The following is a 23,173-nucleotide window of genomic DNA, read 5'->3' as shown; positions in this document are numbered from 1 at the left end:
GGGAGGGATAGGCGAGCAAGATGCTCGCCCTCCAGTCTAACGCATAAATCCGTCTGCCAAACCGCCGTCTACGGGAATGATGTGGCCGGTGGTTTTGCTCAGACGTTTCGAAAGCAAGAGGAAGATCGCTTCAGCCTGATCCGAAGGTTCGATCGGCGTCTGCGTGAGTGAACGTTTCGCGTAGAAATTGGACAATTTCTCGGTCAAAACATCTGTGTCTTCCGAATCCTCGAAGGGAATATTGTACTTTGCCAGAGACGCAATTACGCGGTCACGCGGGAACATCGTACTGCCTTTAACAACCGTCGCCGGAGCAACAGCGTTGACGCGAAGCATCGGTGAATACTCGATCGCAAGCTCGCGAACCAGGTGGTTTGCAGCCGCTTTGCTGGTGTCGTAGGCGAGGCTTCCCTTTTTCGCAACTACTGCATTCGCACTCGTCGTCAAAATAACATTGCCCGTAAGCCCCTGTTTTTTGAATACTTTGTGAGCTTCGTCGGCGACGATATAGGCTCCTTTGACGTTGATGCCAAAGGTGAAATCCCACATTTTGTCTTCGATATAGCCGGTCTTGTCGGGCGGAACAAAAACTCCGGCCGTGACGATCACGGCATCGATGCCGCCGTAGGCGAGCATCACCTGATCGAGCATTTTTGCGACCGATTCGCGGTCCGTCATGTCGCAGCCGAGGCCGATCGCGACGCCGCAATTTGAGATGCCCGTTCCCGAAACGCCAATTCCGGTGCCGTATTTGGCGATGATCTCGTCGGCAGTTTCCTGTGCCGAAGCCGCGTCCTTATCGACGCAGACGACGTGGGCACCTTCTTTGACGATGCGGTGAGCCGTCTCTTTTCCGATGCCGGCACCGGCTCCGATGATAACGTGGATCTGGCGGTCAAGCTCTTTTTCCGGCGGCATACGCTGGAGCTTTGCTTCCTCGAGCAGCCAGTATTCGATGTCGAACGCCTCCTGCTGGTCCATCGCCTCGTACTCGTCCATCGCCTCAGCACCACGCATGACCTCGATCGCGCAGTTGTAAAACTCGCCAGTAACACGCGATTCGCTCTTGTTCTTGCCCCAGGCGATCATTCCAAGTCCGGGGATCAAACAAACCGTCGGATTCGGGTCACGCATTGCTGGCGAATCAGGATGCTTGCAGCGTTCGTAATATTCGGCGTAGTCTTTTCGGTACTGAACGAGGCCTTCTGAGATCGCGGTTTTCAACGACTCGATATCACCCGTTTCCGGATTCCAATTCACGAATAAAGGCTTGATCTTCGTACGCAGGAAGTGATCCGGGCACGACGTTCCAAGTGCCGCCAGACGCGGGCCGTCGACGCTGTTAACAAACCGCAGCATCTTCGGGTCGTCCTGCACGGTTCCGATAAACCGGCGATAAACCGAAACCTGTCCGCGGATGAACGGGATGATCTCGATCTGCAGCTTCTGACGCGTTTCGTCGTCGAGAGCCTTGTATTTCGGCCCGCCAAAGGTCGCTTCGCCCTTATCGCGTTCCTCGATGTACTGGGCCGCACGGTCGATGATCTCAAGAGCGGTCTCGTAGCAGGTTTTATCGTTATTGTCCCACGAAGACATTCCGTGATGGCCGAGCAGGATGCCCTTTGCCTGCGGATTGTCCTTGATCAACTGCTCGATCTTCAGCCCGATGTCGAAACCGGGACGCTGCCAGGGAATATAGATCACGTCCTCGCCGTAAACTTCTTTAGTTAATCTTTCCTGATTGACGCAAGCGGCGATCGCGATGACAGCGTTCGGGTGCAAATGATCGACATGCTTGAACGGCACCAGCGTGTGAAGCGGCGTGTCGATCGAACAGGCACGCGGGTTCAGGTTGAACGTGCAGTGCGAATAGATCGGGTACATCGAATCTTCGATCGGCGTTTTCGCTCCGTTGTTTGGATCGTTCTCATAGATCGCCCGCATGTCGCGAACCTTATTAAGATAGAGCGAAGCAAAACCATCGCGTTTCGCAGTACGCAGGTCGCCGCCCGAGCCTTTGAGCCAGAGGACTTCGACTTCTTCGCCGGTGAGCGGATCAGTTTCAGGCAGTTTTGACGAAGTGTTGCCGCCGCCGGTGTTGGTCAGCGTCAGGTCGTCGCCAAGGCGGTTCGAGCGGTAAACGAGACGATCGACGCCCTCGAGTTTCGCTGCCTCTTCCTCGTTCCAAAGGTATTTAACGTGTTTATATTTCGATTCTTGTGTTGCTTGATTACTCATGATCTTAGAGGTGAAGGAAAAATTAAAATATTAAAAAAGACAGCATTTAGCGGGCGCGATCGTTAGATTCGCAACCGCTTATCCGAAAGCGCATGCTGCGGAAAACCGCTTAACCATCGTGAAAACAGAAGAATATCAACTTTTCCGATATTAGGCAACCATTTATGAAAATAAAATGGTATTACCAATTAATTTCCACTTCAAGCTAAGAATGAGGAATAAGTTTGTAACCACGAAAGGACACGAAAAGTCACTAAAAAGAATTCTATTATTTTGTGCTTTTTCGTGTTATCTCGTGGTTACTTCTTCGACACCGTCGCCGATCTCGCAACCGTAAATCTCGGGCACGATCCCCGTTTCAAGAGTGTATGCCGCGGACAAATTGCGAATAAAATCAGTGTGGTCACCGTCTTTCATCATATTGATCGTGCATCCGCCAAATCCGCCGCCGGTCATTCGGGCGCCGAGAACTTCGCCGCTCGAGTGGGCGAGTTCAACCATCAGATCGAGTTCCGCACAGCTGATCTCAAAATCATCCCGCATACTCTTATGCGATTCGTTCATCAGCTGGCCAAATTCCGCGAGGTCGCCGCTTTTCAATGCCGCGACCGATGATTCTACTCGAGAGTTCTCCGTGACAATGTGCCGTGCCCGTTTCTTTGGAATTTCGGGCATTCCGTCGGAACGCTCATTCAGATCTTCGATCGTAACGTCTCGCAGCGAGGGTTTGCCGAAAAAGGCGGCAGCAGCCTCGCATTCGGCCCGGCGTTTATTGTATTCACCGTCAGCGAGCTCGTGTTTCGTTTTGGTGTTGCAGATCAGAAATTGTGCGGACGAGGTCGGGATCGCGGACCATTCCATCGAGCGGCAGTCGAGGAATAACGCGTGATCCTTCTTGCCAAAAACCGAAACAAATTGATCCATTATCCCGCTGCGAACGCCGGCGAATTCATGCTCCGCCGCTTGCCCGATCCTCGCGAGTTTCATCCCATCTACCTGGTGTCCCGATAGTGTCGCGAGAGCAAACGCCGTCGAGATCTCGAGCGCCGCCGATGAACTCAGACCCGCACCGACCGGCACATCGCTGTCAATCAGCAGGTCGGCCCCGCAAAGCGCAAAGCCTTCACGCTCCAATATCAATCCGACGCCCTGGACATATTTTGCCCAAGTCTTTTCATTTTCCTGCAGCGGCTGATCGAGGTCGAATTCCAGCTCACGGTCAAAATTCAGCGACGCCACCCGAATACGCCGGTCATCCCGAACCGACGCCGCAACATAGGTCGCAAAATCGAGAGCTGCGGGCAACACGAAACCGTCATTGTAATCGGTGTGTTCCCCGATCAGATTCACACGTCCGGGCGCGCGAAAAATCCGGGGCTGACCGCCGTACTTTTCGCTGAAACCTGCTTTTAATAAATGTAGATCCACGTTTATCTTCTTTGCGTTCTCTGCATCAAACACCGCGTTCTACGCGTTAAAAACTTTCTCAACGCAGAGATCGCTGAGGAAGACGCAGAGTACGCTACGTCAGAACTGATGAACTTCGCTCAAGGCTCGAAGCCTCGCGGCGGCTGATTCCGGAGTAATATCTCGCTGCGGGCTGCCGAGGATCTCGAATCCGACGAGAAATTTCCTGATCGTCGCTGAACGCAGCAGCGGTGGGTAAAAATGGGCGTGAAAATGGACTGATGTATGCTCGTTGCCATCGGTCGGCTTTTGATGAAAACCCATAGAATACGGGAACGGCGTTAGAAACAGGTTGTCGTAACGCGTCGTTATTCGTTTCAGAATATCGGCAAATGCACTCCTTTCCTCGTCGCCGAATTGAGCTATCGAACCGTGATGATCGCTGCCTAGTATCATCACTTCAAATGGATAAACGGCCCAAAACGGCACGACCGCTGAGAAAAACTCATTCTCACAAACGATCCGCTCGCCGCTAGCCTTTTCAATTCGCAGATAATCGCACAACAAGCAACTGCCTTTCTCTTCGAAATAGGCAAATTGTCGAGCGAACTCCTTTGCCGGCTCATTTGGAACGCTCTCGCTTGCCCAGATCTGGCAATGCGGGTGCGGATTGCTTGCCCCCATCATCTCACCGCGATTTTCAAAGATCTGGACGTGGCTGATAAAGTCGCGGCCGCCGAGTTCCAGATATTCGTCGGCCCATGTATCAACGACGCGGCGAAGCGACGAAACATCCATTCTAGCGATAGTCAGGCTGTGATCGGGCGAGAAACAAACGACGCGTGAGACCCCGCGTTCCGGCTCCGCGAGGAGCAAGCCGCCTTCGTTCGAACCGCCATCAGGAACGTCCGGCATGAGTGCCGCAAAATCGTTATCAAAGACAAAAACGCCATCGTATTCGGGATTGACCTTGTCGCCCGCGCGTCTATTACCCGGACAGAGATAGCACTCCGAATCGTATTTGGATCGAACTTCGACTTTCGGTTTTTCGGTCTGCCCCTGCCACGGCCGCTTCGTGCGGTGCGGAGACACGATTATCCACTCGCCCGTGAGCGGGTTGAATCGGCGGTGGGAATGTTCATTCAGATCAAACATAGATTGGAGTGCAAGCACCCTTGCTTGCACGAATAACCATCGCGAAACTGAAAACATGCAAGCAAGGGTGCTTGCACTCCAGTCATCGTTTACCCGCCGTCGGATCCGGCCAGTTGTCGGTGCGAAACGGCGAAGCCGGGAGGCCGGAATCGTTGGTTAGGTTTGGATTTTTCGGATTGCTGTTAAACGCATACCTTACCGCGACGGGCGACGCAACAGCGGTCGACCAAACCTCGACCTTGTTCTTGCCAATTATCCTGGCATCAGCCCAGATCCACTTCTTGTCGGCTCCGGCAATCGCAAACTCTTCCAGTTTATCGCCTTTCTTGATCTTCAGGCCGTTTCCCACATCATCCAACGTCAGGATAATTTTGCCGCCTTTGATCTCCGTTTTTTTCAATACCGGCGAGGTGGCGATCTTTCGTCCGTAAACATCCTTTAGCGCCCAAGCGAGCATTCGCTTGCCGACATCGACCTTGTTTTTAGGGTGAATGTCATTCGCCTCGCCAATATCTATGGTAACGATCAGTCCAGTATTTGGAGTATTTATCGCCGTCTGGCGTTGGGCTTCGCGGATGAAACTCCATGGTGCTTCTTCAGGTTCAGCCTTGGCCGCACGGTAATTCGGGAGCTGAATTATCCCGAACGGAAAATCCCCCTCGCCCCAACGCTCACGCCATGCTCTGATCATCGTCGGCATTAATAAACCGTACTGCTCGGCTCGAGCCTCGTTCGATTCACCCTGATACCAGATCGCTCCTTTTATGCCGAACGGCATCAGCGGCTCGATCATTCCGTCGTAAATTGAGGACGCGATGCGATAGTCGCGAAGTGCGTCCGGCACACCCGGCGATGGCGAAGGCCTTGCTCCTGTCGCCTTTGCTTTATCCTGATCCTCGCGCCATTTTGCGATCGCGGCGGCGTAATCGACGCGGACCTTTTCACGCTCGGCCGCCCAAACCTGAGTGCGATCGACCGTCGGTTTGAGATCGGGCGAGGCGTTGAGGTAAGCAACTGGCGTCCAGGCCTCGGCCTGCGAACCGCCGTATGACGAATTGAGAAGACCGACTGGAACGTTCAATTCCTTTTGCAGATCGACACCGAAATAATACCCGGCGGCCGAAAATTCCTTTACCGATTCGGGCGTACATGCCCGCCATTCGCCGAGTTTTCCCTGCTTTTTCTTGAACGCCACCTCGCGGCTCGCGTTAAATAGTCTGATATTAGGATGATTCGCCGCCGCCTGTACGGCTTCGCCGTTGTCGGTCTCGCGGAGCAAACGCTGCATGTTCGACTGGCCGGAAACCAACCAGACCTCACCGACGAGGATGTCCTTAAGCTCGATCGTATTTTTGCCCGCGATCGTCATCGTCTGCGGTGTGAAGCTGGCCGCGAGCTTTCCGAGATCAACCCGCCATTTGCCGTCTTGGCCGGCGATGTCGGTCTTCTTTTGCCCGGCAAACGAGACCGTCACGGCTTCGCCCGGTTCCGCTGTTCCCCAGATCGGTACGGTCATCTTCTGCTGAAGAACCATCGAACTGCCGATCACATCCGGCAGCCGCACCTCGGCATGGACGGCGATAGCCACGAATGCAATTAAAAATAAGACCTGAAGACTTTTCATATCGCCACTCTTTGGACTACTTTATTACATAAGATTTAACCGTTTAACCTACGAATCGCAAGGCAGCATTCCCTCTTTTTCCCCTCGGCATTCGCGAGGATACAGTATGAACATCCAAAAGCTCACAATTGCCGGCCTGTTGTTATTAGCCACGATCGCCGCAGCTTATTCTCAGCCGTACGCCGTTCAGCCGCGGGCATTCGGCAAGTACAAGCTGGAAGACGTCAGAATGCGCGACACCTGCATTCTGGTCGATGAGAAAACACAGACTTACTACGCGATCTCATCGACGCAGGCTCCGCCGAAGGCAGGTTTTCGCCGGGCGTCCGTTCAGGCGTACACGAGCAAGGATCTGATCACGTGGAAGGGGCCAACGACGATCTTTCAGGCTCCAGCGGATCTGTGGGGCGATACCAACATTCTAAGCGTCTGGGCGCCCGAGATGCACCTTTACAAAGGCAAATACTATCTCTTCCTAACCTTCGATACCGACGAAAAACTCGGCGAACAGTGGCGGGATTGGCTGCCGCGGGTAAAACGCGGTTCCCAGATCTTGGTTGCCGATTCACCGCTCGGGCCTTTCAAGCCATTTGAGAACAGATCCACGCTGCCGCCCGATATGATGACGCTCGACGCCACCCTCTGGGTCGAAGACGGCGTGCCGTACACGGTTTTTGCTCACGAATGGGTTCAGATCAAGGACGGTACGATCGAATACGTGCGGCTAAAGGACGACCTTTCCGGCATCGTCGGCGAACCCAAACGGCTCTTTAACGCCAGCGACGCCGTTTGGAGCGTTAAAAATCCCGATTACGGCTGCCACGTCACCGATGGCCCGTGGCTTTACCGCTCAAAAACGGGCAAGCTGCTCATGGTTTGGTCGAGCTTTTCGACCACGGGCTACACCGTGGGTATCGCAAGATCCGAATCGGGCAAACTAGCCGGCCCCTGGATACAGCAAGCCGAACCGATCTACTCAAAAGACGGCGGCCACCCAATGCTGTTCAAACGCCTGGACGGCCAGCTAATGATGTCGTTCCACTCACCCAACAAAGGCGGGCTGGAGCGTACAAAACTATTTGAAATGGACGACCTGGGCGATACGCTGCGAATTAAAGGTCCGTTCCTGGCGTCGAAATAAACGGGGTACTATTTCCGCTTCAGCCATTCCTCTGGAACCGGAATGATGCAGATATTCATCGAGCGATTATCTGCAGATAACATTGCCGATTGAATTTGTATCTTTGTACCATCCGGACTCATAGTTGGATGCGGGTGATCGGCGGCGGTTGCTTTGTGGCCCGTCGAAAGGAGCATCATTTCGCTGTTTCGGCGGTCGATAAGATAGATGCTACGTGAAAAATCATCGCCGACCACAAAACGTCCGTCGGGCGAGCCGCTCACATGCCACAGGCCGCTGCCTTCTTTTGTTTGACCGACGATCAGAACTTCGCGGGTTCGTAGGTTGGCAATTCCGAGGCCGGTCGGGCGTTCGCGGGTACCTGACGGGCCCCATTCAGGTTCCTGACCGGGATTGACGCCGCCCACACCCGTCGCTTCACCGAGATCCTTTACGCCGCCGGGAATTTTCCGGTGGCCCATTATGGCAAAGGCAACCTCGTCCTTGCCGATCACGGCCTCGTGAGTCACCCAGTCGCGATCGCCCTCGGGGAATACAGGCCGCAGGCCGGTGCCGTCGCTCTTGACCGTCCACATTCGCTGCGGTGATTTGCCGCCAGTTTCCCAGCAAAAAACCAGTTCGCCTGGAACCCAGCCGTTCGTCTGAATGTGGCCGACCTGGAACGGGACCGAAATAACATGCTTAAATTTCCCGGTGGCGAGTTCCATCGCTCCGATGCCTGACGGCCCGGCTCCCATGTTTCGCGGGCCAAAGTTTTTTTCGATCTTTGCATCAGGTGCGAGATGACGAGCCGCTTCGTCGCGGCCGACGCGGAAATAGACCCACTTCTCATCGCCGTCGAGAGCCATGTCGCCGCCAGCTTGTATCTCGGGCGGCGTCGTGCCCATGACCTTTTGATAAAAGTCGGGTGACTGCATCTTACCGGCTTTGCTATCGGCAAACAGCTTTTCGAGATCGACCTCGATTATCTGCAGAGACTGAGGCTGCTGCGGCGGACGCTGTGCTGGTGTCGCACCGGCGATCGGTGCCGGCGGTTGTGTGTTCGGAACTGCCGGTCGATTTGGATTTCGCATGAAATAAAGCTTCATCGAATAGCGTGCGATGCTCAGCATGCCGGTGTAGCCGCCCTCGGTCACCTGGACCATTTCGCCGGTCTTTTCATTGACCGCCATCGCCTCGCCGCGGACCCGCCCGGAGCGGAAGATCAGCCATTGGCCGTCCGACGTCCACTGGTTATGCGTTTGATAGATCTTTGAATCGCCGGTCGGTGTGCTGGTCAAAAAGGTCAGCATCGTTCCAGTAACCGGATCTTTGACGACCTTCTTCTCCGAGGGAAAACGCTTTCCGATCTGCGCGTCCGCGGTTCCCCATAGCAAAAACAAAAGTGCAAATACCGCAATGTTTGTATACCGCTTCATGTTCTTTCCTTTACTTTAAGGGCGAGCAGGATGCTCACCCTCCAATCATTTGACCGCAATGTTGATCTTTGCACCGACGAGGCCCGGAGCACCCGCGGTCAATACTATCTGACCTGCCTTCTTTCCCTTGATCAAAGCGAAACACGTCCCCTGAAACGCCCTCCGCTGCTTCGCTTGAAATGGATCGTGATCCGAGTTATCCGCGCTATCGACCGCAGCCAAAAATCCTGAACCCGATGTCTCAAAACTGATCATGCCGCTCGCCGTCGGTATCTTCACGCCGTTCGCATCGACCACGGTCGCCGAGACGAATGCGACATCGTCCCAGTCGTTCGCGATCCGCATTTTGTCGGTTGCGAGCACGATCTTTGCGGGTTTTCCGGCAGTTTTCAGTTCAAATTCGGCAACCGCCTTGCCGCCGTTTTTGCCGACGGCTTTGACCGTCCCGGCTTCGAAATTCACCTTCCAGTTGCGAGGGCTGTCATTCGCATTCTTGGGCTTCGAACCAAGCGACTTGCCGTTTAAAAACAGTTCAACCTCTTCGCAGTTGCTGTAAACCTCGACGTTCTCCTCATGTGGGCTGAGATTCTTTGGCGTCCAATCCTCGAAGACGACCTGCGTTCTTCGCTGCTCGTCCGGATCCCAGCCCGGATCGGTCGGTGATGCAGTGTTCGGAGCAATGCGGCGGGCGAGATAGACCATCGGCTTAGAGCTCCACCAACTCTGACGCTGCCACCCAAGTGGGCGCTTTGTAGCCGTGCGGTCGAGCAGGCCGAATGAAAACCCGTAATTCGGCCATGCCCGCGATTCGCCAAGATAATCGACACCGGCCCACACGAACTGCCCCGACATCTGCGGATTATCGCGAAGAGCCAGCCACTGCGACAGGCTCTGGCGGTCATTCTCGGTGCCGATTATCTTGCGTGTCGGATTCTGCTTGTAAGCGGCGAGGAGTTCGTTCTCGCGATAGTTTTGCCCGACGACGTCAAGCATGTCGGCGAGCCCGTTGTTGTAGTCGTTCGCTCCCTCGATATTTGGCCGGAAAAGTGCCTGCGTCACAGGCCGCGTAGGGTCATTCGCGTGGAAAACATCGATCAGCCCGCGAAGCGTCTCTTTGGCCTTTTCCTGGTCGGCGTGGTTGTCACGGATCTCGTTGCCTGTACTGTACATCATCACGCTCGGGTGATTCCGATCGCGGAGCACCATGTCGCGCGTGTCTATCTTCGACCATTCGTCGAAATAAAGGTGATAGTCGTATGGATTTTTCGCTTTCGTCCATTGGTCGAAGGTCTCATCCATAACGAAAAATCCCATGCGGTCGGTCAGATCGAGGAATTCCGGCGAAGGCGGATTGTGCGCCGTTCGTATCGCGTTAACGCCGAGCTCGCGGAGCTTATTCAACCGCCGCTCCCAAACCGCCAACGGAACCGCAGCCCCAAAGGCACTGCCGTCGTGATGCAAGCAAGCACCTAGAAGCTTATAATTCTGGCCGTTTAGCCAAAAACCGGTCGCGGGAACAAACTCAAATGAACGTATGCCGAATGTAACGGTCTCGCTATCGATCGGTTTTCCATTTGAAAGTATCGTGACGACGGCCGTATATAGACTGGGCTTCTCAAAATTCCAGAGCTCCGGTTTTGCGATCTTCAACTCCGCGTATGCAGCACCGCCCTTGCCTGCATCGATAGTCAAGCCTCGGTTACCTGTCCTGGAAACGAGCTTGCCCCTCGGATCAAAGACCTTCCACTCGGTCGCGATCGGCACACCTTTTTCCGACCCATTATTAATGCTCGCCTCGATCTTTACGACAGCCTCGCTCTCACTGACCTCAGGCGTTGTAACGAAAACAGACCATCTTTCCAGGTGGACCGAATTTGTCACCACCAGCCGGACATGCCGGAAGATACCCGCGCCTGTATACCATCGCGAAGCCGGCTGCTGCGATGTGTCGGCCCGAACGGCGATGACGTTGTCCTTACCAAAATTGATGTGATCGGTAAGTTCGTATTTGAAACTGATGTAGCCGTAAGGCCGTTTGCCAAGATGAACGCCGTTGATCCACACGTCGCTGTTTGCCATCACGCCGTCGAATTCGATAAACAAGCGCCGCGATGCCTGAGCTGCCGGAACAGTAAAATGCTTGCGATACCATCCAATTCCCGATGGCAAAAATCCGCCGGCACCGCCAGTCAGAGCCTTCGCGTCAAACGGCCCTTCGATGCTCCAATCGTGCGGAACGTTAAGCTTTCTCCATTCTTTGTCGTTGAATCCCTGATCTTTAGCACTCGCAGCATCGCCTTTATAAAAGAGCCAGCCGGCATCGAAATTTCGTATCTCGCGTCCGCCCGAAGCTGCCGTGACAGTTGCGGTGAATATCATCACCGCGATTAACATGAACGAAAAAGATCTGATCGCACTTTTCATAAATCAACCGCCTGACTGGACGAACGGGCTTCAATATCGTCCTAAAATTGCTTCTGCTCGACCCGTTCGATCCGCTGATCCTTGATATTTTTGCTCTGCTGAACGCTGAAGGTCTCGACATTCTTCAGCACAAAGAACGCCGATGTCGGCTGCGCGTCGATGCGGAAAAGGTCGATGTCCTTTACATCATCCAGCACGAAAGCCGGCCGCTCCTCTGGTTTATCGAAAGTCACTTTCACGTTGTCGAAGGTAATACCTTTCGCATGTCGCACGTAGAATCCGTAGGCTGGCAGTACGCCGAACATACTCGGTTCCGGATAGCTTTTTTCGTTTTCAGGGACGACGCGCGCGGCGTCCTGTTTCGTTCCGCCGCCTTTGTAATGTATGCGGATATTGCTCAGGCGAACGTCCTCGACCGGACTTTCGGCAAGACCGGCGATGATCGAAGCGTATTCGTGATGAGCGTCTGAGACGACAACATTGTCGATAGTGACTCGCCGAATTTTCGCAACCGGCGTTCCGTCCGGCGCGCGCTGACGCTTACCGAGGCGGATAAAGATCGGTGCGGTCGTGATATCGCGCATCGTGATGTTCGAGATGGAAATATCCTCGATATAACCGCCGTCTACCGTCTCGAGAGCAAGCCCGCGGCAATGGACGAAGTTTATGTTCGAGATCGTAATATTCTTAAATCCGCCGTTCGATTCCGTGCCGAATTTCAGCCTTCCGGTCACGCGGTCTTTATCGGGAGCGAATTCTTGGGTGGTTTTGAAGGTCCCATCCAGAAACGTTCCCAGATCGAAGCCGGAGACCTGTGAATTCGTGATCGTCACATTCTCGGTCGCACGGTTAAATCCAAGTGCGTAGCTACTCTTGAGCACGATCGCATCGTCATTCGGCGAATTAACGTAAACATTGGAAATACGCACGTTACGACACGCATCAATATCAAAACCGTCGCGGTTAGTGTCGACGCGAAGGCCGTCAACGGTCAGGTTATCAACGCCGGTCGCGAGCAACGCAAAATGGCCGCCCTGAAAGATCGTGAAATCCTTGAGCGTGATGTTTTTTGAAAGCTTCAGTGCGATGGCCTTGGTTCCAAGTCCGTTCATCTCAGTGATCGGTGCCAATTCGCCCAGCGGCGACGGATTATTCGCCATGCTGGCCGGGGTCTCGCCCGCAGTTCGTGGCCGACGGGGGCCGGGACTGCGTTTTGAAAGGCCTTTGCCGTCGATCTTGCCTTGGCCGATGATCGCAAAATTCTCGATCCCGATCCCCCACATCAGCGAATTCTGCCAATGCGAATGCCCGAAATCCTGATACATATCGAACTCATTCGGTTCCGGCATGTCGTATTTGCCCTTATGAACCGCCGGATCCGCTGCAAATAGAGTGGCTCCGTTGTCGAGAAAGAGCGTGATATTGCTTTTCAGGCGAATAGAAAAACTCAGGTATGTACCAGCCGGGAAATAGACTGTTCCACCGCCTTTCGAGGCCGCCGTTTCGATCGCTTTGTTGATCGCCGCGGTGTCGAGCGTCGTGCCATCGCCTTTTGCCCCGTAGTCGCGGATGTTGAAAAAGACCTTATTATCCGCAGCATCAACCGTAGAGCGGCTATCCGACAGGGCAAAAAAACACGTCGCGATCGTCAGGAGTATGAGTATCTTTTGTTTCATAGATCAGTTACCTGCCGGCTCGAAGAAAGCGTCAAGCCGACTCTCTGTCCTCATCGTTTCACAGCCGTCGGCAGATCGACATTTTCGCTATTAGTAACTTTCACATTTTCACCGGAAACCGTTTTGATCGTCACGTTCTTGAGTTTCCAGTCCTTCGCATATTCGATCGTTCCGGCCTCGTTGCCTTCGGCCGTTATGTTTGTGAACGTCACATTTCGCATCACCTTGTCCGGCAAGCCCGATGCGGTGAATATCCGGTTCGCTCCAACGACCTCGATATTCTCGATGCGAATATTTTCGAACCGGCAATAGCCACGCTCAACCGGCAAAACAGGCGTGTTCAAAACGGTCCAATACGCGGGAACATTGGTCATCCCGGCGGGTATTGTGGCGTAGCTGTAGCTTGGGTTCCAATTGAGCGTGAAACTGAATGGCAGCCGCACATTCTCCATTTTCAACCCGCGAATCAGCACGTCCTCGACGTAGCCGCCGCGTGTCTTCGCAGATTTGAATCGAATCCCCTCGTTCGTGCCGATGCCGCGATTATCGAGAGCGACAACGTGCCTGATACCGCCCGAGGTCTCGCTGCCAAACGACACAATGCCGCCGCCGCGTCGGATCAGATTGTTACGGATAAAAATGTATTCGGTCGGTCGGTTTACCCGCAGGCCATCACTGTCGCGGCCCGCTTTGAGACAAATATCGTCGTCGTTATTGTCGATATCGCAATTCTGCACCAAAACGTACGAAGAAGAATCAATATCAACGCCGTCGGTGCTGGGCCCGCCGTTGTCGCTGATCTTAACGCCGTCGACCGTCACGTGATCGGAATAAACGACCTGAACCGTCCAGAATCCAGAGCGTTTAAGGCTCAGGTTTTCGATCGTCACGTCCGTCGATCGCCAGATCACCATCAGCCGCACGCGTTCGGCATCGTAGTCCGAGGCCCAGCGCAATCCTTTCGGTTCGTATATTTTTCGCAAATCCCAATATTTGTCCCACCACAGCTTGCCGCGGCCATCGATCGTACCACCACCTGAGATCTTGACGTTTTTGGCGTCGTTAACGTTTATTAGAGCGGCGGGCCAAGGCATCTCGATCCCGGCAACGCGGGTCGCGATCTTGGGATATTCGCTCTCGTCCTGACTGCCAAGCAGCGTCACGCCCGCGTCGATGCGAAGGTTTACGTTGGTTTTCAAAAACAATGCGCCGGTAACGTACTCACCCTTTTCAAACGAAACCACGCCACCACCCGATCTGGCACACGCATCGATCGCCGCCTGGATTGCCCTGGTCGAGTTAGACACGCCGTCGACTTTTGCCCCGTAGCTATTGGCCGAAAATACTTTTTTGCCCTTCGGCGAAGTCCGAGCCCCTGCTTTTTTCGTCCACCCGGGAATTGTCGAATCCGCCGGAACGCAGGCTGCCAGCCTGCGTGTATTTCCCGATCCGCACGCCGCCGTTTCGGGCGCATGCGGCATTGCCTCGATCGAAATCACGGCCAGGAAAAATAATATCGCTAAGCTAAAATTTACTTTCATTTCTGTGACCAGAGTGTTTTTGATCATTCACACGCCGGCTGGCAGCCTGCGTTCCGGTTATCTCACGGAAAACTGATACACCGTCGTCTGCGAATATTTCTTGCCCGGTTTCAAAACGGCCGACGGGAATTTCGGCTCGTTCGGCGAATCGGGATAGTGTTGAGCCTCAAGACAGAAGCCGGATCGCAGCGGATAATCCTGGCCGCTTTTGCCCTTGAGCGAGCCGTCGAGGAAATTGCCCGAATAAAACTGTATTCCCGGTTCGGTCGTGAGAACCTTCATCACGCGACCGGTCGATCTCTCGAAAACTGTCGCACCGAGCATCAGAGACTTACCTGTCTTGTTCAGTGCCCAATTGTGATCGTAGCCTTTACCAAATTTTAGCTGCTCGTCGGCCTGCACGATCCGTTTGCCGATCGCGGTCGCTTTCGTGAAATCAAAGGGTGTGCCTTTCACGTTCCGCAATTCGCCCGTTGGAATCGAACCGGCGTCCGTCGGCGTGAATTTCGAGCCGGCGATCGTTAGTTCATGGTCGAGAATGGTCGGGGCTCCCGCACCGGCGAGATTGAAATACGAGTGATGCGTCAGGTTCACAACGGTTGCTTTGTCAGTCGTCGCAGAATAGACGATCTTCAGCTCGTTCTTTTCGGTGAGCGTGTAAACAACTGTGATATTTAGATTTCCGGGATAACCTTCCTCGCCGTCTTTACTCAGGTATTTGAGTTCGAGGTTTGCTCCGGCCGCACTCGTGAAAGGCTTCGCGGTCCAGACGACGCGGTCGTAGCCTTTGACGCCGCCGTGCAGATGGTTTTCGCCGTTGTTGGTCGCGAGCGTGTATTCCTTGCCACCGATCGAGAATTTCCCTTTCGCGATGCGATTGCCGTAACGGCCGATCAACGCACCGAAAAACGAAGTGTGCTTCTCATAATCCGCGACGGAGTCGAACCCGAGCACGACATCGCCAAGTTTCCCGCTCTTGTCGGGCACTTTTAGCGAAACGACCGTTCCGCCGTACGTCATGATGCGAGCCTCAGAACCACGACTGTTGGTGAGCGTGTAGATCTCGACCGCTTTGCCGTCGGCGGTTTGGCCGAAATTGTCTTTGGTAATTTTAGGTTTAGCTGAGATGTTCATCGAGAATCCCAGAGCCATCAAAAAAACGAAAGCCGTGGGCCAGATCCGTCGGCATACAATGCTTTTATTCATACTTTTACAGACAAGTGAGCTGTTAGAAGAGAATCAGGCGTTGCCGTCACTGATAAACCAAGCTCGGCTCGCGGACAGGCAGCAAATTAATTGGTCAAACCAAATTTTCTAAACGATAGCATAGATCCCTTCCGATTTTAAAGCATCATTTAAGCGATTAACTCGCGTCGCGACCTGAATGCGATTTTAGCTAATATAACTTGCCGAACATTCGGTTTACGGGTATATTTCTCTTATTGATCCCCAATACGTTCAAGCGAATTTTGACTTTCTGGACATAACAATATTAATTGTTTCCGAGACGCCGGACAAGCGGTTAACCAAAGTCATTTCGCCGGGAGTGTAAAATTAATCGACCAAAATAGATCTAGTTGGAGAAATTATGAATAACAGAATCCTGACAGTATGTTCATTTCTGCTCGGAGCCTCGCTGCTCGCATCATGCGGCGGCGGAGCCAACACGACATCGAACGCCGGAGCCAATGCCGCGAACGCGACGGCCGCGGGCAAAGAGATAAAGCTGGCATTTGTAACAAATAACGCCTCAGATTACTGGACGATCGCCCGGAAAGGCGTCGAAAAGGCCGATGGCGAATTGAACGATGTAAAGGTCGAATTTAAACTCCCCGGCGAAGGAACCGCCGCCGAGCAAAAACGCATCATAGATGATCTGACCTCGACCGGCATTCAGGGCATCGCGATCAGCCCGGTCGATCCTGATAACCAGACCCAGCTCATCAATGACACTGCGAAAAAAGCGCTCGTGATCACGCAGGACAGCGATGCACCGACGAGTGACCGTGCCCTCTACATTGGCACCGACAACGTTGCCGCCGGCCGCCAGGCAGGCGAACTCGTCAAAGAAGCTTTGCCAAATGGCGGCAAGATCATGGTCTTCGTCGGCAAGAGCGACGCCCGCAATGCGGCTGAACGTTTTCAGGGTTTGAAAGAAGCTCTAAAGGATTCGAAGGTCGAGATCATCGACATCCGCACCGACGACACCGACCGTGCCCGGGCCAAAACCAACGCCGCCGACACGCTCACTAAGTATCCTGACATCGCCGGCATGGTCGGCCTCTGGAGCTATAACGGCCCCGCGATCCTCAACGCCGTCAAGGATGCGGGCAAGCTCGACAAGGTCAAGATCATCTGCTTCGACGAGGAAGACGAGACGCTGGCTGGTGTAAAAGAAGGTTCGATCTTCGCCACCGTCGTCCAGCAGCCGTACGAATTCGGCTACCAGTCGGTGATCCTGATGTCCAAGATCATCAAGGGAGACAAATCCGTTATCCCCGCGGGCAAACAGATCAACGTCCCGACCCTCGTCATCAAAAAAGACAGCGTCGAGGAATTCACTAAGAAGATCAATGGACTTCGAGGTCGATAAGAGTTTTGCCCGCGAAATACGCGAAAGCACGCTAATAAAGAACTTCTTATTTTCGCGTATTTCGCGGGCAAGAAATTCTTCGGCAGCCGGTCGTGAACATATGAAGACCATCACCCTCGTTACAATTTCAATTTTTCTCTTCGCGATCTCGCTTGCCGCGCAGACACCGATTCCGCTTTGGCCCGACGGTGCACCAAACGCGATCGGCAAAGAGCCTCAGGACATCCCGACGATCACACCTTTCGTCGCTCCGAAAGAAACCGCGACCGGTGCCTCCGTTCTAGTGCTGCCCGGCGGCGGATACACTCGGCTTTCTGATGTAAAGGAAGGCAGCGATATCGCAAAATGGCTGAATTCGCTCGGCATTTCCGCCTTTGTCCTCAAATACCGCCTCGGCCCGCGTTACAATCAGCCAAATCCGCTGCTCGACGCCGCGAGAGCGATGCGTACAGTTCGAGCGCGTTCTAAAGAATTCGGCGTTGACTCAAATCGAATCGCGATACTAGGATTTTCTGCAGGCGGGCATCTCGCTTCTACACTTGGCACCCATTTTGATGCCGGAAAAGCGGACGCAAGGGATGAGATCGATCGAATGAGCTCGCGTCCGGACGCAATGATCCTGCTCTATCCGGTTATCACGATGGGCGAATTCACCCATGCCGGGTCAAAAAAATATCTCCTTGGCGAAAACCCGACACCGGAACTGATAAAGCTCTATTCGAACGAGCTGCAAGTGACCAAAGAAACGCCGCCAACATTCATCATGCACACAATGACCGATGCGAGTGTACCTGTTGAGAACGCAATGCTGTTCGCCGCAGCTCTGCGTAAAAACAGCGTGCCGTTCGAGTTTCACCTCTACGAACAAGGCCCCCACGGGGTCGGCCTCGCCCCGACGAATCCGTATCTGGCAAGCTGGGCCGCGAGGTGTGCGGATTGGCTGGTGCTGCGGGGATTTTTGAAGCGATAGTCCGTCGATGTCAGAACTAGGAGCGGTAGCGATTGGGTTCTTCAGCTTTTTGAATTGCCACGGGTTTTAACCCGTGGAAAAAATTCAAAAAAGACATAGGCTTTAGCCGAAACAATGGAAGGCTTGAACAATCGTAGCCAAGGATTTTGGCTAAAGCCGATAAAAATTCAGCACCTATCCACTAGCTAAAGCTCGTGGCAATTGAAAAAACGAAGCTGCATCACTTTTTTATGACCGACTCAAAACTCAACCGCCGCAACTTCCTGAAAACCACCGCCGTTGGTGCCGCCGGACTGTCCATCCTTGCGAATACGGCAAATGCAGAAACACCTGTCGAGCCAACACTTGGCCCGAGCCTTTCGCAGCGACATGTCTTCCCGCTCAATCACAAATGGCTCTACAGTGAAAAGTCTTCGGCCGCAGCGATGCAGGTGAATTTCGCTGATAAAGCGTGGAAACAGGTGACGATCCCGCACACAAACAAGATGCTGCCAATGAACGGGTTCGATGAGAAGGAATACACCTTTGTCTCAGCCTATCGCCGGCATTTCCGTTTGCCAAAAGAGTTGAAAGACCACCGCATTTTTGTCGATTTCGGCGGCGTGATGACGGCTGCAAAGGTATTTATCAACGGCAAAAGCCTCGGCGAATACAAGGGCGGCTACACGCCGTTCTCGTACGAACTCACCAAAGAGATCAACTGGAGCGACGACAACGTCCTCGCCGTCGAGGTCGATTCGACGGAGCGTGCGGATATTCCGCCGTTCGGCAATCTGGTGGATTATATGACGTTCGGCGGTATATACCGCGACGTCGCGATCCGAGCCGTGCCGACAAATTTTATTACCAACGTCTTTGCAAAACCGGTTGATGTCCTCAAACCGACTCGATCGCTCAAGGTTCGCGTCGATCTGCAAACGGACGGCAGCGTCCGCACGTCCTCGACCGGCTACGTGCTAAAGGCAGAGTTGCTCGACGGCGACAAGGTGATCAGCAATGCGGTAAAGACCGTTGTGCCATTTGGCGTTTTTTTCGACCGAGGAGATCATCCTTAAGGACGGCTTGTCGAACATCCAGCTTTGGGATCTAAAAACTCCCAAAGTCTACAACGTGCGAGTCACTCTGAATGAACTCACGGCGACCAATGACCACTACGAAACCCGCATCGGCTTCCGCGAAGCCAAGTTCACGCCCGAAGGCTTTTATCTCAACGGCAAACACGTCAAGCTCCGCGGACTCAATCGCCATCAGACGTATCCATTCGTCGGCCAGGCGATGCCGGAACGCGGACAGCGTAAGGATGCCGAGATAATTAAGAACGAGCTGAAATGCAACATCGTCCGCACGTCGCACTATCCGCAATCGCCGCATTTCCTGGATGCCTGCGACGAGTTAGGGTTACTTGTTTTTGAGGAAATTCCAGGATGGCAGCACGTCGGCGATCAGGCCTGGAAAGATCTTACGCTGCAGCACGTGGGGGAAATGATCCAGCGTGACTGGAACCATCCGTCGATCATCATGTGGGGCGTCCGCGTCAACGAATCGGGCGATTTTCACGATCTTTATACCGCGACGAACAAGCTTGCTCACGAACTCGACGACAGCCGGCAGACCGGCGGCGTGCGTTACCGTTATCCGTCCGAACGTCTGGAAGACGTGTTCACGATGAACGATTTTGGCTGGCCGCTGCGCGCTCCGAATCATCCGCTCTATCTAAATACCGAATTCTCGGGCCACATGTTCCCGACCAAACGCTTCGACCTGGGTGACCGGCTTCGCGAACACACGCATCGGCACGCCCGCGTTCACGATGCTCTTGCGGCAGACGTAAAATACGCCGGCGGCATCGGCTGGTGTGCGTTCGATTACAACACGCACGAATACTTCGGCTCCGGCGACCGCATCTGCTATCACGGCGTCTCTGATATTTTCCGTATTCCAAAGCCCGCGGCAGGATTCTATAAATCACAATGCGACCCGTCCGAGGAGATCGTCCTCGAACCCGCATTCCATTGGGCTGTCGGCGACGAAAACGAGGCATTTACGTTTGGACTTGTCTCTTCGAACTGTGAAAAACTGAAATACTTCGTCGGTGAAACACTTGTCGCCGACGTCGAGCCCGACCGCAAAACTTATCCGCATCTGAAATACGCACCATTCAACCCCAATCTGCGAAGCTCGATCTGGGGCAGCGTAAAATGGGCCGACATGCGTATCGAAGGCTACATCGACGGCAAAAAGGTCATAGAACGCAAACTCTCAGGCAAAGGCGTCGACCGCGATTTCATCATCAAACCCGATGACACCGAGCTGCGAGCCGACGGCATCGACATGACCCGCGTCGTCTTCAAAGTCACCGACGAATACGGCAACGACCGCCCATTCGCCCAAGGCGCGATCCAGTTCACTATCGAAAACGGAGAGATCATCGGCGACAATCCGTTTGCTTTGGTCGGCGGATGCGGGGCGGTTTGGGTGCGATCAACGGAAAAAGGCGGAACAATTCGGCTGACGGCGAAACATGCGAGATTCGGTACAAAAATCGTGACGATCAACGCGAAGACAGTGCCGACACCGACGATCTAAAGCAGCGAAGCCGTTAGAGCGGAGCTCGACTGGAGCGGCAAGCACCCTTGCTTGCCACACTGCGGCTCCCGCGGTGTTAACTAGCGTTAAATTGTCTTCAACTTGATCCCCACCCCGGAGCATAAGCGGTTTTCAACCGCTGGCAAGCAGGGATGCTTGCCGCTCCAGTCACGCTTCGCGTCCACTCACGGGCTTATTTCATCGAGGTCACCAGCGAATTGGAGGCTGGCTTTATTGCTTTCCCTGCGGGTGATAAGAATTTCGACAATTTGGGCTGCTTTAGCGAATGGATCGCTGCGACTACCATTTGGGCGTTTAGCAAGGCTCCGGCAGGGGTGGAATGCGTGCGGGCGTCGCCAAAAAGCGGAGCGACCTTGTCCACCCCGAGGCGTTCAAATTCGAGGGCGACGATCTCGTTGAGATCAATATATGCGGAGCCGGTTGCTTTGGCTGCGTTTGCGGTCCACGGCACCCATTTTTCGCGTTCCTTTCGCACGATCTTACTGTCGGCCCAATCTTTGTGCGGGACCATCGAGCAAAATATCATCGTCGCTCCCTTCGCTCGCGTATCGTTGCCGTACTTTCGCATATACCAGCCAAAGCTGTGCACGGTCTCGATCTTGCCGTCGGCATTGCGTTTTACTTCGACCGTCTCGTCGCCTTCGCTGTGGAGTGAAGGGCGGTCTTTGGCGGCAGGATCGTCGTATTTGCCGACGTCGTTATGACCAAATTGGAGCAGTACAAAATCGCCTTTCTTCATCTCCGCCAAAACCTTGTCCCAACGGCCTTCGTACTGAAAGGTCCGGCTCGAACGCCCGCCGATCGCACGGTTGACTACGTTGACCTTTGTCAGGTCAAAGAACTGCGCGAGTTCCTGTCCCCAACCGCGCAACGGAGCGTTGCTGTTCAACGTCGAGTCGCCCACAATGAAAAGCGTCGGCAGTTTAGGGTCGCGAATCTGCGAAGGTGTTGTCTTCGAATCGTCAACGACCGGCCGAGCGTCGTCCTTGACCTGAGCGAGTGCAGAGATCGAAAGCAACAGAAGAAGAAAACAACAACGGATTGACGCGGATCTACACAGATTATTTAATGATGAGATAATCATAAAACCGTCCTCAACTCTCTTCTCCACGAAAATCTGCGTTAATCCGTTGTTCCAATTCTCACTATTTCCCCTTCGCGATCTCGACCGCATAAATGTGCGTCGGCCCGAGCATGTTCGAGCGGAATACGATCCACTTCCCGTCCGGTGTGAAGGTGGCATTCGGTTCGAGTGAGTAATCGTGTTTCGCAAGATTCACGAGCCGTTCGCTCTTGAATTTACCGCCTTCGGGTTTGAAGAGATATATCCACTGGCCGTAGTCGCCCTTAGCAACGCTGTTCGGGCCGCCGCCGTCGCCGAGGAAGGTCTTACCGTCGGGCGAGACGCCGAAGTGCACCGACCACTCTTTCTTCTCCATCCCGAATTTCTGCATCTTGCCAGTTTTGATGTCGTATTCGGCAAGCCAGAAAACCTGGCCTTTGGGTGTTTGCAGGTCGTAATAGATGTGCTTGCCGTCCTGGCCAAAGAACTCGTGGCCGGCTATCTCCATATCCATTGTGCGGGTGTGAATTTTCTTGAGATCACTGCCGTCGGTGCGGATCGTCCAGATGCGGTCGACCTTGTGCCACGGGCCCTCGTGGCAAAACATGATGAGGCCGGGGTCGGTCGGCGACATCTGGACATGATTGAGCCAGTCCGTCGCCGGATGAAACATCTTAACTTCGCCCGACTTGATATTGATCGTGTAGAGCGACATCGGGACCTTTGCCGCGAGCCGCCGTTCCATCATATCGCCCTTGCCAGGATAGCTGTCGCGGGCCGGGACCTGGCCGGCGGGTGCTCCGGGTATCGGCGTCGGAGTCGCGGTCGGAGCGGGCTGCGGGCGAAATTCTTGCGGCAATTCGCCGACAACCATGCTGCCCGCGAGCAAAGCTTCATCGGCATTCAATCCAAATCCGGAACCGGTTCGAAGCTTTGCGTTCTTTACGATCTCGCGGGTCGCTTTCGTGTTGATATCGGTCTCGAAGAGTGTATCGCCCTTGAAATAAAAGACCTTGCCGGTCTTCCGCCCGACTACCGTGCCCGAGCCGCGGCCGTCAACGATCTTCTCGATCTGTTTGGTCTTGAAATTATAGGTAGAGATCCCGCTACGCGTGTCGAAAACCAGCTTATTACCGGAATAAGCGTTCTGGTGAAAATAATACGATTGGCTTCCCGGCTCTTCTGAGAGCCTGACGATACGGTGCCCTGTGTCCTTATCGACCCAGTCACGCGGCAGCTCGGCGGTTTGGGCTGAAACGACAAATGAAGAAAGTAGAAGAACAAAAAGCGATAAAACAATAGTTCTCATGGCAATT

At 54.0% G+C, this 23,173-nt stretch carries 14 protein-coding genes and 1 pseudogene; 4 read left to right on the top strand and 11 right to left on the bottom strand.

The window, feature by feature from the left end:
* Positions 1-36 precede the first annotated feature (36 nt).
* The 4 genes from IPG22_12805 to IPG22_12790 all read right to left on the bottom strand — a co-directional run bounded on the left by IPG22_12805 (position 37) and on the right by IPG22_12790 (position 6,424).
* Positions 37-2,238 carry a bifunctional rhamnulose-1-phosphate aldolase/short-chain dehydrogenase gene (locus tag IPG22_12805; protein ID MBK6589165.1) on the bottom strand — a complete coding sequence of 734 codons (2,202 nt, stop codon included), beginning with the start codon at positions 2,236-2,238 and terminating at the stop codon, positions 37-39.
* 288 nt (positions 2,239-2,526) lie between these two features.
* Positions 2,527-3,666, bottom strand: coding sequence for a galactokinase (locus tag IPG22_12800; protein MBK6589164.1), 1,140 nt, complete (start codon positions 3,664-3,666; stop codon positions 2,527-2,529).
* A gap of 99 nt (positions 3,667-3,765) precedes the next feature.
* Positions 3,766-4,800 carry a UDP-glucose--hexose-1-phosphate uridylyltransferase gene (locus IPG22_12795; protein ID MBK6589163.1) on the bottom strand — a complete coding sequence of 345 codons (1,035 nt, stop codon included), beginning with the start codon at positions 4,798-4,800 and terminating at the stop codon, positions 3,766-3,768.
* An 82-nt stretch (positions 4,801-4,882) separates the two neighbouring features.
* Complete coding sequence (locus IPG22_12790; protein ID MBK6589162.1) at positions 4,883-6,424, bottom strand: sialate O-acetylesterase; 1,542 nt, start codon at positions 6,422-6,424, stop codon at positions 4,883-4,885.
* Between the two features lie 106 nt (positions 6,425-6,530).
* Between IPG22_12790 and IPG22_12785 the strand changes: the two genes are divergently transcribed.
* Positions 6,531-7,565 (top strand): family 43 glycosylhydrolase, encoded by a 1,035-nt coding sequence (locus IPG22_12785; GenBank protein MBK6589161.1) that lies wholly within the window; start codon positions 6,531-6,533, stop codon positions 7,563-7,565.
* Between the two features lie 8 nt (positions 7,566-7,573).
* Here the strand turns inward: IPG22_12785 and IPG22_12780 are convergent, their stop codons facing one another.
* The 5 genes from IPG22_12780 to IPG22_12760 are packed head-to-tail and all read right to left on the bottom strand — an operon-like array spanning position 7,574 to position 15,776.
* Positions 7,574-8,983 carry a hypothetical protein gene (locus tag IPG22_12780; GenBank protein ID MBK6589160.1) on the bottom strand — a complete coding sequence of 470 codons (1,410 nt, stop codon included), beginning with the start codon at positions 8,981-8,983 and terminating at the stop codon, positions 7,574-7,576.
* Positions 8,984-9,028: 45 nt separating this feature from the next.
* Positions 9,029-11,407 (bottom strand): DUF4982 domain-containing protein, encoded by a 2,379-nt coding sequence (locus tag IPG22_12775; GenBank protein MBK6589159.1) that lies wholly within the window; start codon positions 11,405-11,407, stop codon positions 9,029-9,031.
* Between the two features lie 41 nt (positions 11,408-11,448).
* Positions 11,449-13,083: a glycoside hydrolase family 28 protein gene (locus IPG22_12770; protein ID MBK6589158.1), complete on the bottom strand. Its 1,635-nt coding sequence runs from the start codon at positions 13,081-13,083 to the stop codon at positions 11,449-11,451.
* A gap of 50 nt (positions 13,084-13,133) precedes the next feature.
* On the bottom strand, positions 13,134-14,651 hold the full coding sequence (locus tag IPG22_12765; GenBank protein ID MBK6589157.1) for a right-handed parallel beta-helix repeat-containing protein: 1,518 nt from the start codon (positions 14,649-14,651) through the stop codon (positions 13,134-13,136).
* 30 nt (positions 14,652-14,681) lie between these two features.
* A complete protein-coding gene (locus tag IPG22_12760; GenBank protein ID MBK6589156.1) occupies positions 14,682-15,776 on the bottom strand; it encodes a galactose mutarotase in 1,095 nt (364 codons plus the stop codon).
* Positions 15,777-16,212: 436 nt separating this feature from the next.
* On the opposite strand from IPG22_12760, the gene IPG22_12755 reads away from it, so the two are divergent.
* The 3 genes and pseudogenes from IPG22_12755 (at position 16,213) to IPG22_12745 (ending at position 20,773) form a co-directional block, all read left to right on the top strand.
* The gene (locus IPG22_12755) at positions 16,213-17,217 is read left to right on the top strand and encodes a sugar-binding protein (GenBank protein ID MBK6589155.1); all 1,005 of its coding nucleotides are present in this window, start codon (positions 16,213-16,215) and stop codon (positions 17,215-17,217) included.
* Between the two features lie 100 nt (positions 17,218-17,317).
* Positions 17,318-18,187 (top strand): alpha/beta hydrolase, encoded by an 870-nt coding sequence (locus IPG22_12750; protein MBK6589154.1) that lies wholly within the window; start codon positions 17,318-17,320, stop codon positions 18,185-18,187.
* Positions 18,188-18,417: 230 nt separating this feature from the next.
* Positions 18,418-20,773: pseudogene (locus IPG22_12745) on the top strand (beta galactosidase jelly roll domain-containing protein).
* Between the two features lie 193 nt (positions 20,774-20,966).
* On the opposite strand, the gene IPG22_12740 reads toward IPG22_12745, so the two are convergent.
* Positions 20,967-21,812: a rhamnogalacturonan acetylesterase gene (locus IPG22_12740; protein MBK6589153.1), complete on the bottom strand. Its 846-nt coding sequence runs from the start codon at positions 21,810-21,812 to the stop codon at positions 20,967-20,969.
* Positions 21,813-21,939: 127 nt separating this feature from the next.
* Positions 21,940-23,166 carry a PD40 domain-containing protein gene (locus IPG22_12735; protein ID MBK6589152.1) on the bottom strand — a complete coding sequence of 409 codons (1,227 nt, stop codon included), beginning with the start codon at positions 23,164-23,166 and terminating at the stop codon, positions 21,940-21,942.
* Between the last annotated feature and the right edge of the window lie 7 nt (positions 23,167-23,173).

Source organism: Acidobacteriota bacterium, assembly GCA_016703965.1.
Lineage (GTDB): Bacteria > Acidobacteriota > Blastocatellia > Pyrinomonadales > Pyrinomonadaceae > OLB17.
Note: the sequence above shows the minus strand (reverse complement) of the source record. Positions and strands in the feature narration are given on the sequence as shown.

Bases quoted from the DNA above. Each gene is read 5' to 3' on its own strand.
- IPG22_12750 (MBK6589154.1), top strand. From the start codon at position 17,318: ATGAAGACCATCACCCTCGTTACAATTTCAATTTTTCTCTTCGCGATC.
- IPG22_12775 (MBK6589159.1), bottom strand. From the start codon at position 11,407: ATGAAAAGTGCGATCAGATCTTTTTCGTTCATGTTAATCGCGGTGATG.
- IPG22_12805 (MBK6589165.1), bottom strand. From the start codon at position 2,238: ATGAGTAATCAAGCAACACAAGAATCGAAATATAAACACGTTAAATAC.
- IPG22_12770 (MBK6589158.1), bottom strand. From the start codon at position 13,083: ATGAAACAAAAGATACTCATACTCCTGACGATCGCGACGTGTTTTTTT.
- IPG22_12785 (MBK6589161.1), top strand. From the start codon at position 6,531: ATGAACATCCAAAAGCTCACAATTGCCGGCCTGTTGTTATTAGCCACG.
- IPG22_12735 (MBK6589152.1), bottom strand. From the start codon at position 23,166: ATGAGAACTATTGTTTTATCGCTTTTTGTTCTTCTACTTTCTTCATTT.
- IPG22_12755 (MBK6589155.1), top strand. From the start codon at position 16,213: ATGAATAACAGAATCCTGACAGTATGTTCATTTCTGCTCGGAGCCTCG.
- IPG22_12760 (MBK6589156.1), bottom strand. From the start codon at position 15,776: ATGGCTCTGGGATTCTCGATGAACATCTCAGCTAAACCTAAAATTACC.
- IPG22_12795 (MBK6589163.1), bottom strand. From the start codon at position 4,800: ATGTTTGATCTGAATGAACATTCCCACCGCCGATTCAACCCGCTCACG.
- IPG22_12780 (MBK6589160.1), bottom strand. From the start codon at position 8,983: ATGAAGCGGTATACAAACATTGCGGTATTTGCACTTTTGTTTTTGCTA.
- IPG22_12765 (MBK6589157.1), bottom strand. From the start codon at position 14,651: ATGATCAAAAACACTCTGGTCACAGAAATGAAAGTAAATTTTAGCTTA.
- IPG22_12790 (MBK6589162.1), bottom strand. From the start codon at position 6,424: ATGAAAAGTCTTCAGGTCTTATTTTTAATTGCATTCGTGGCTATCGCC.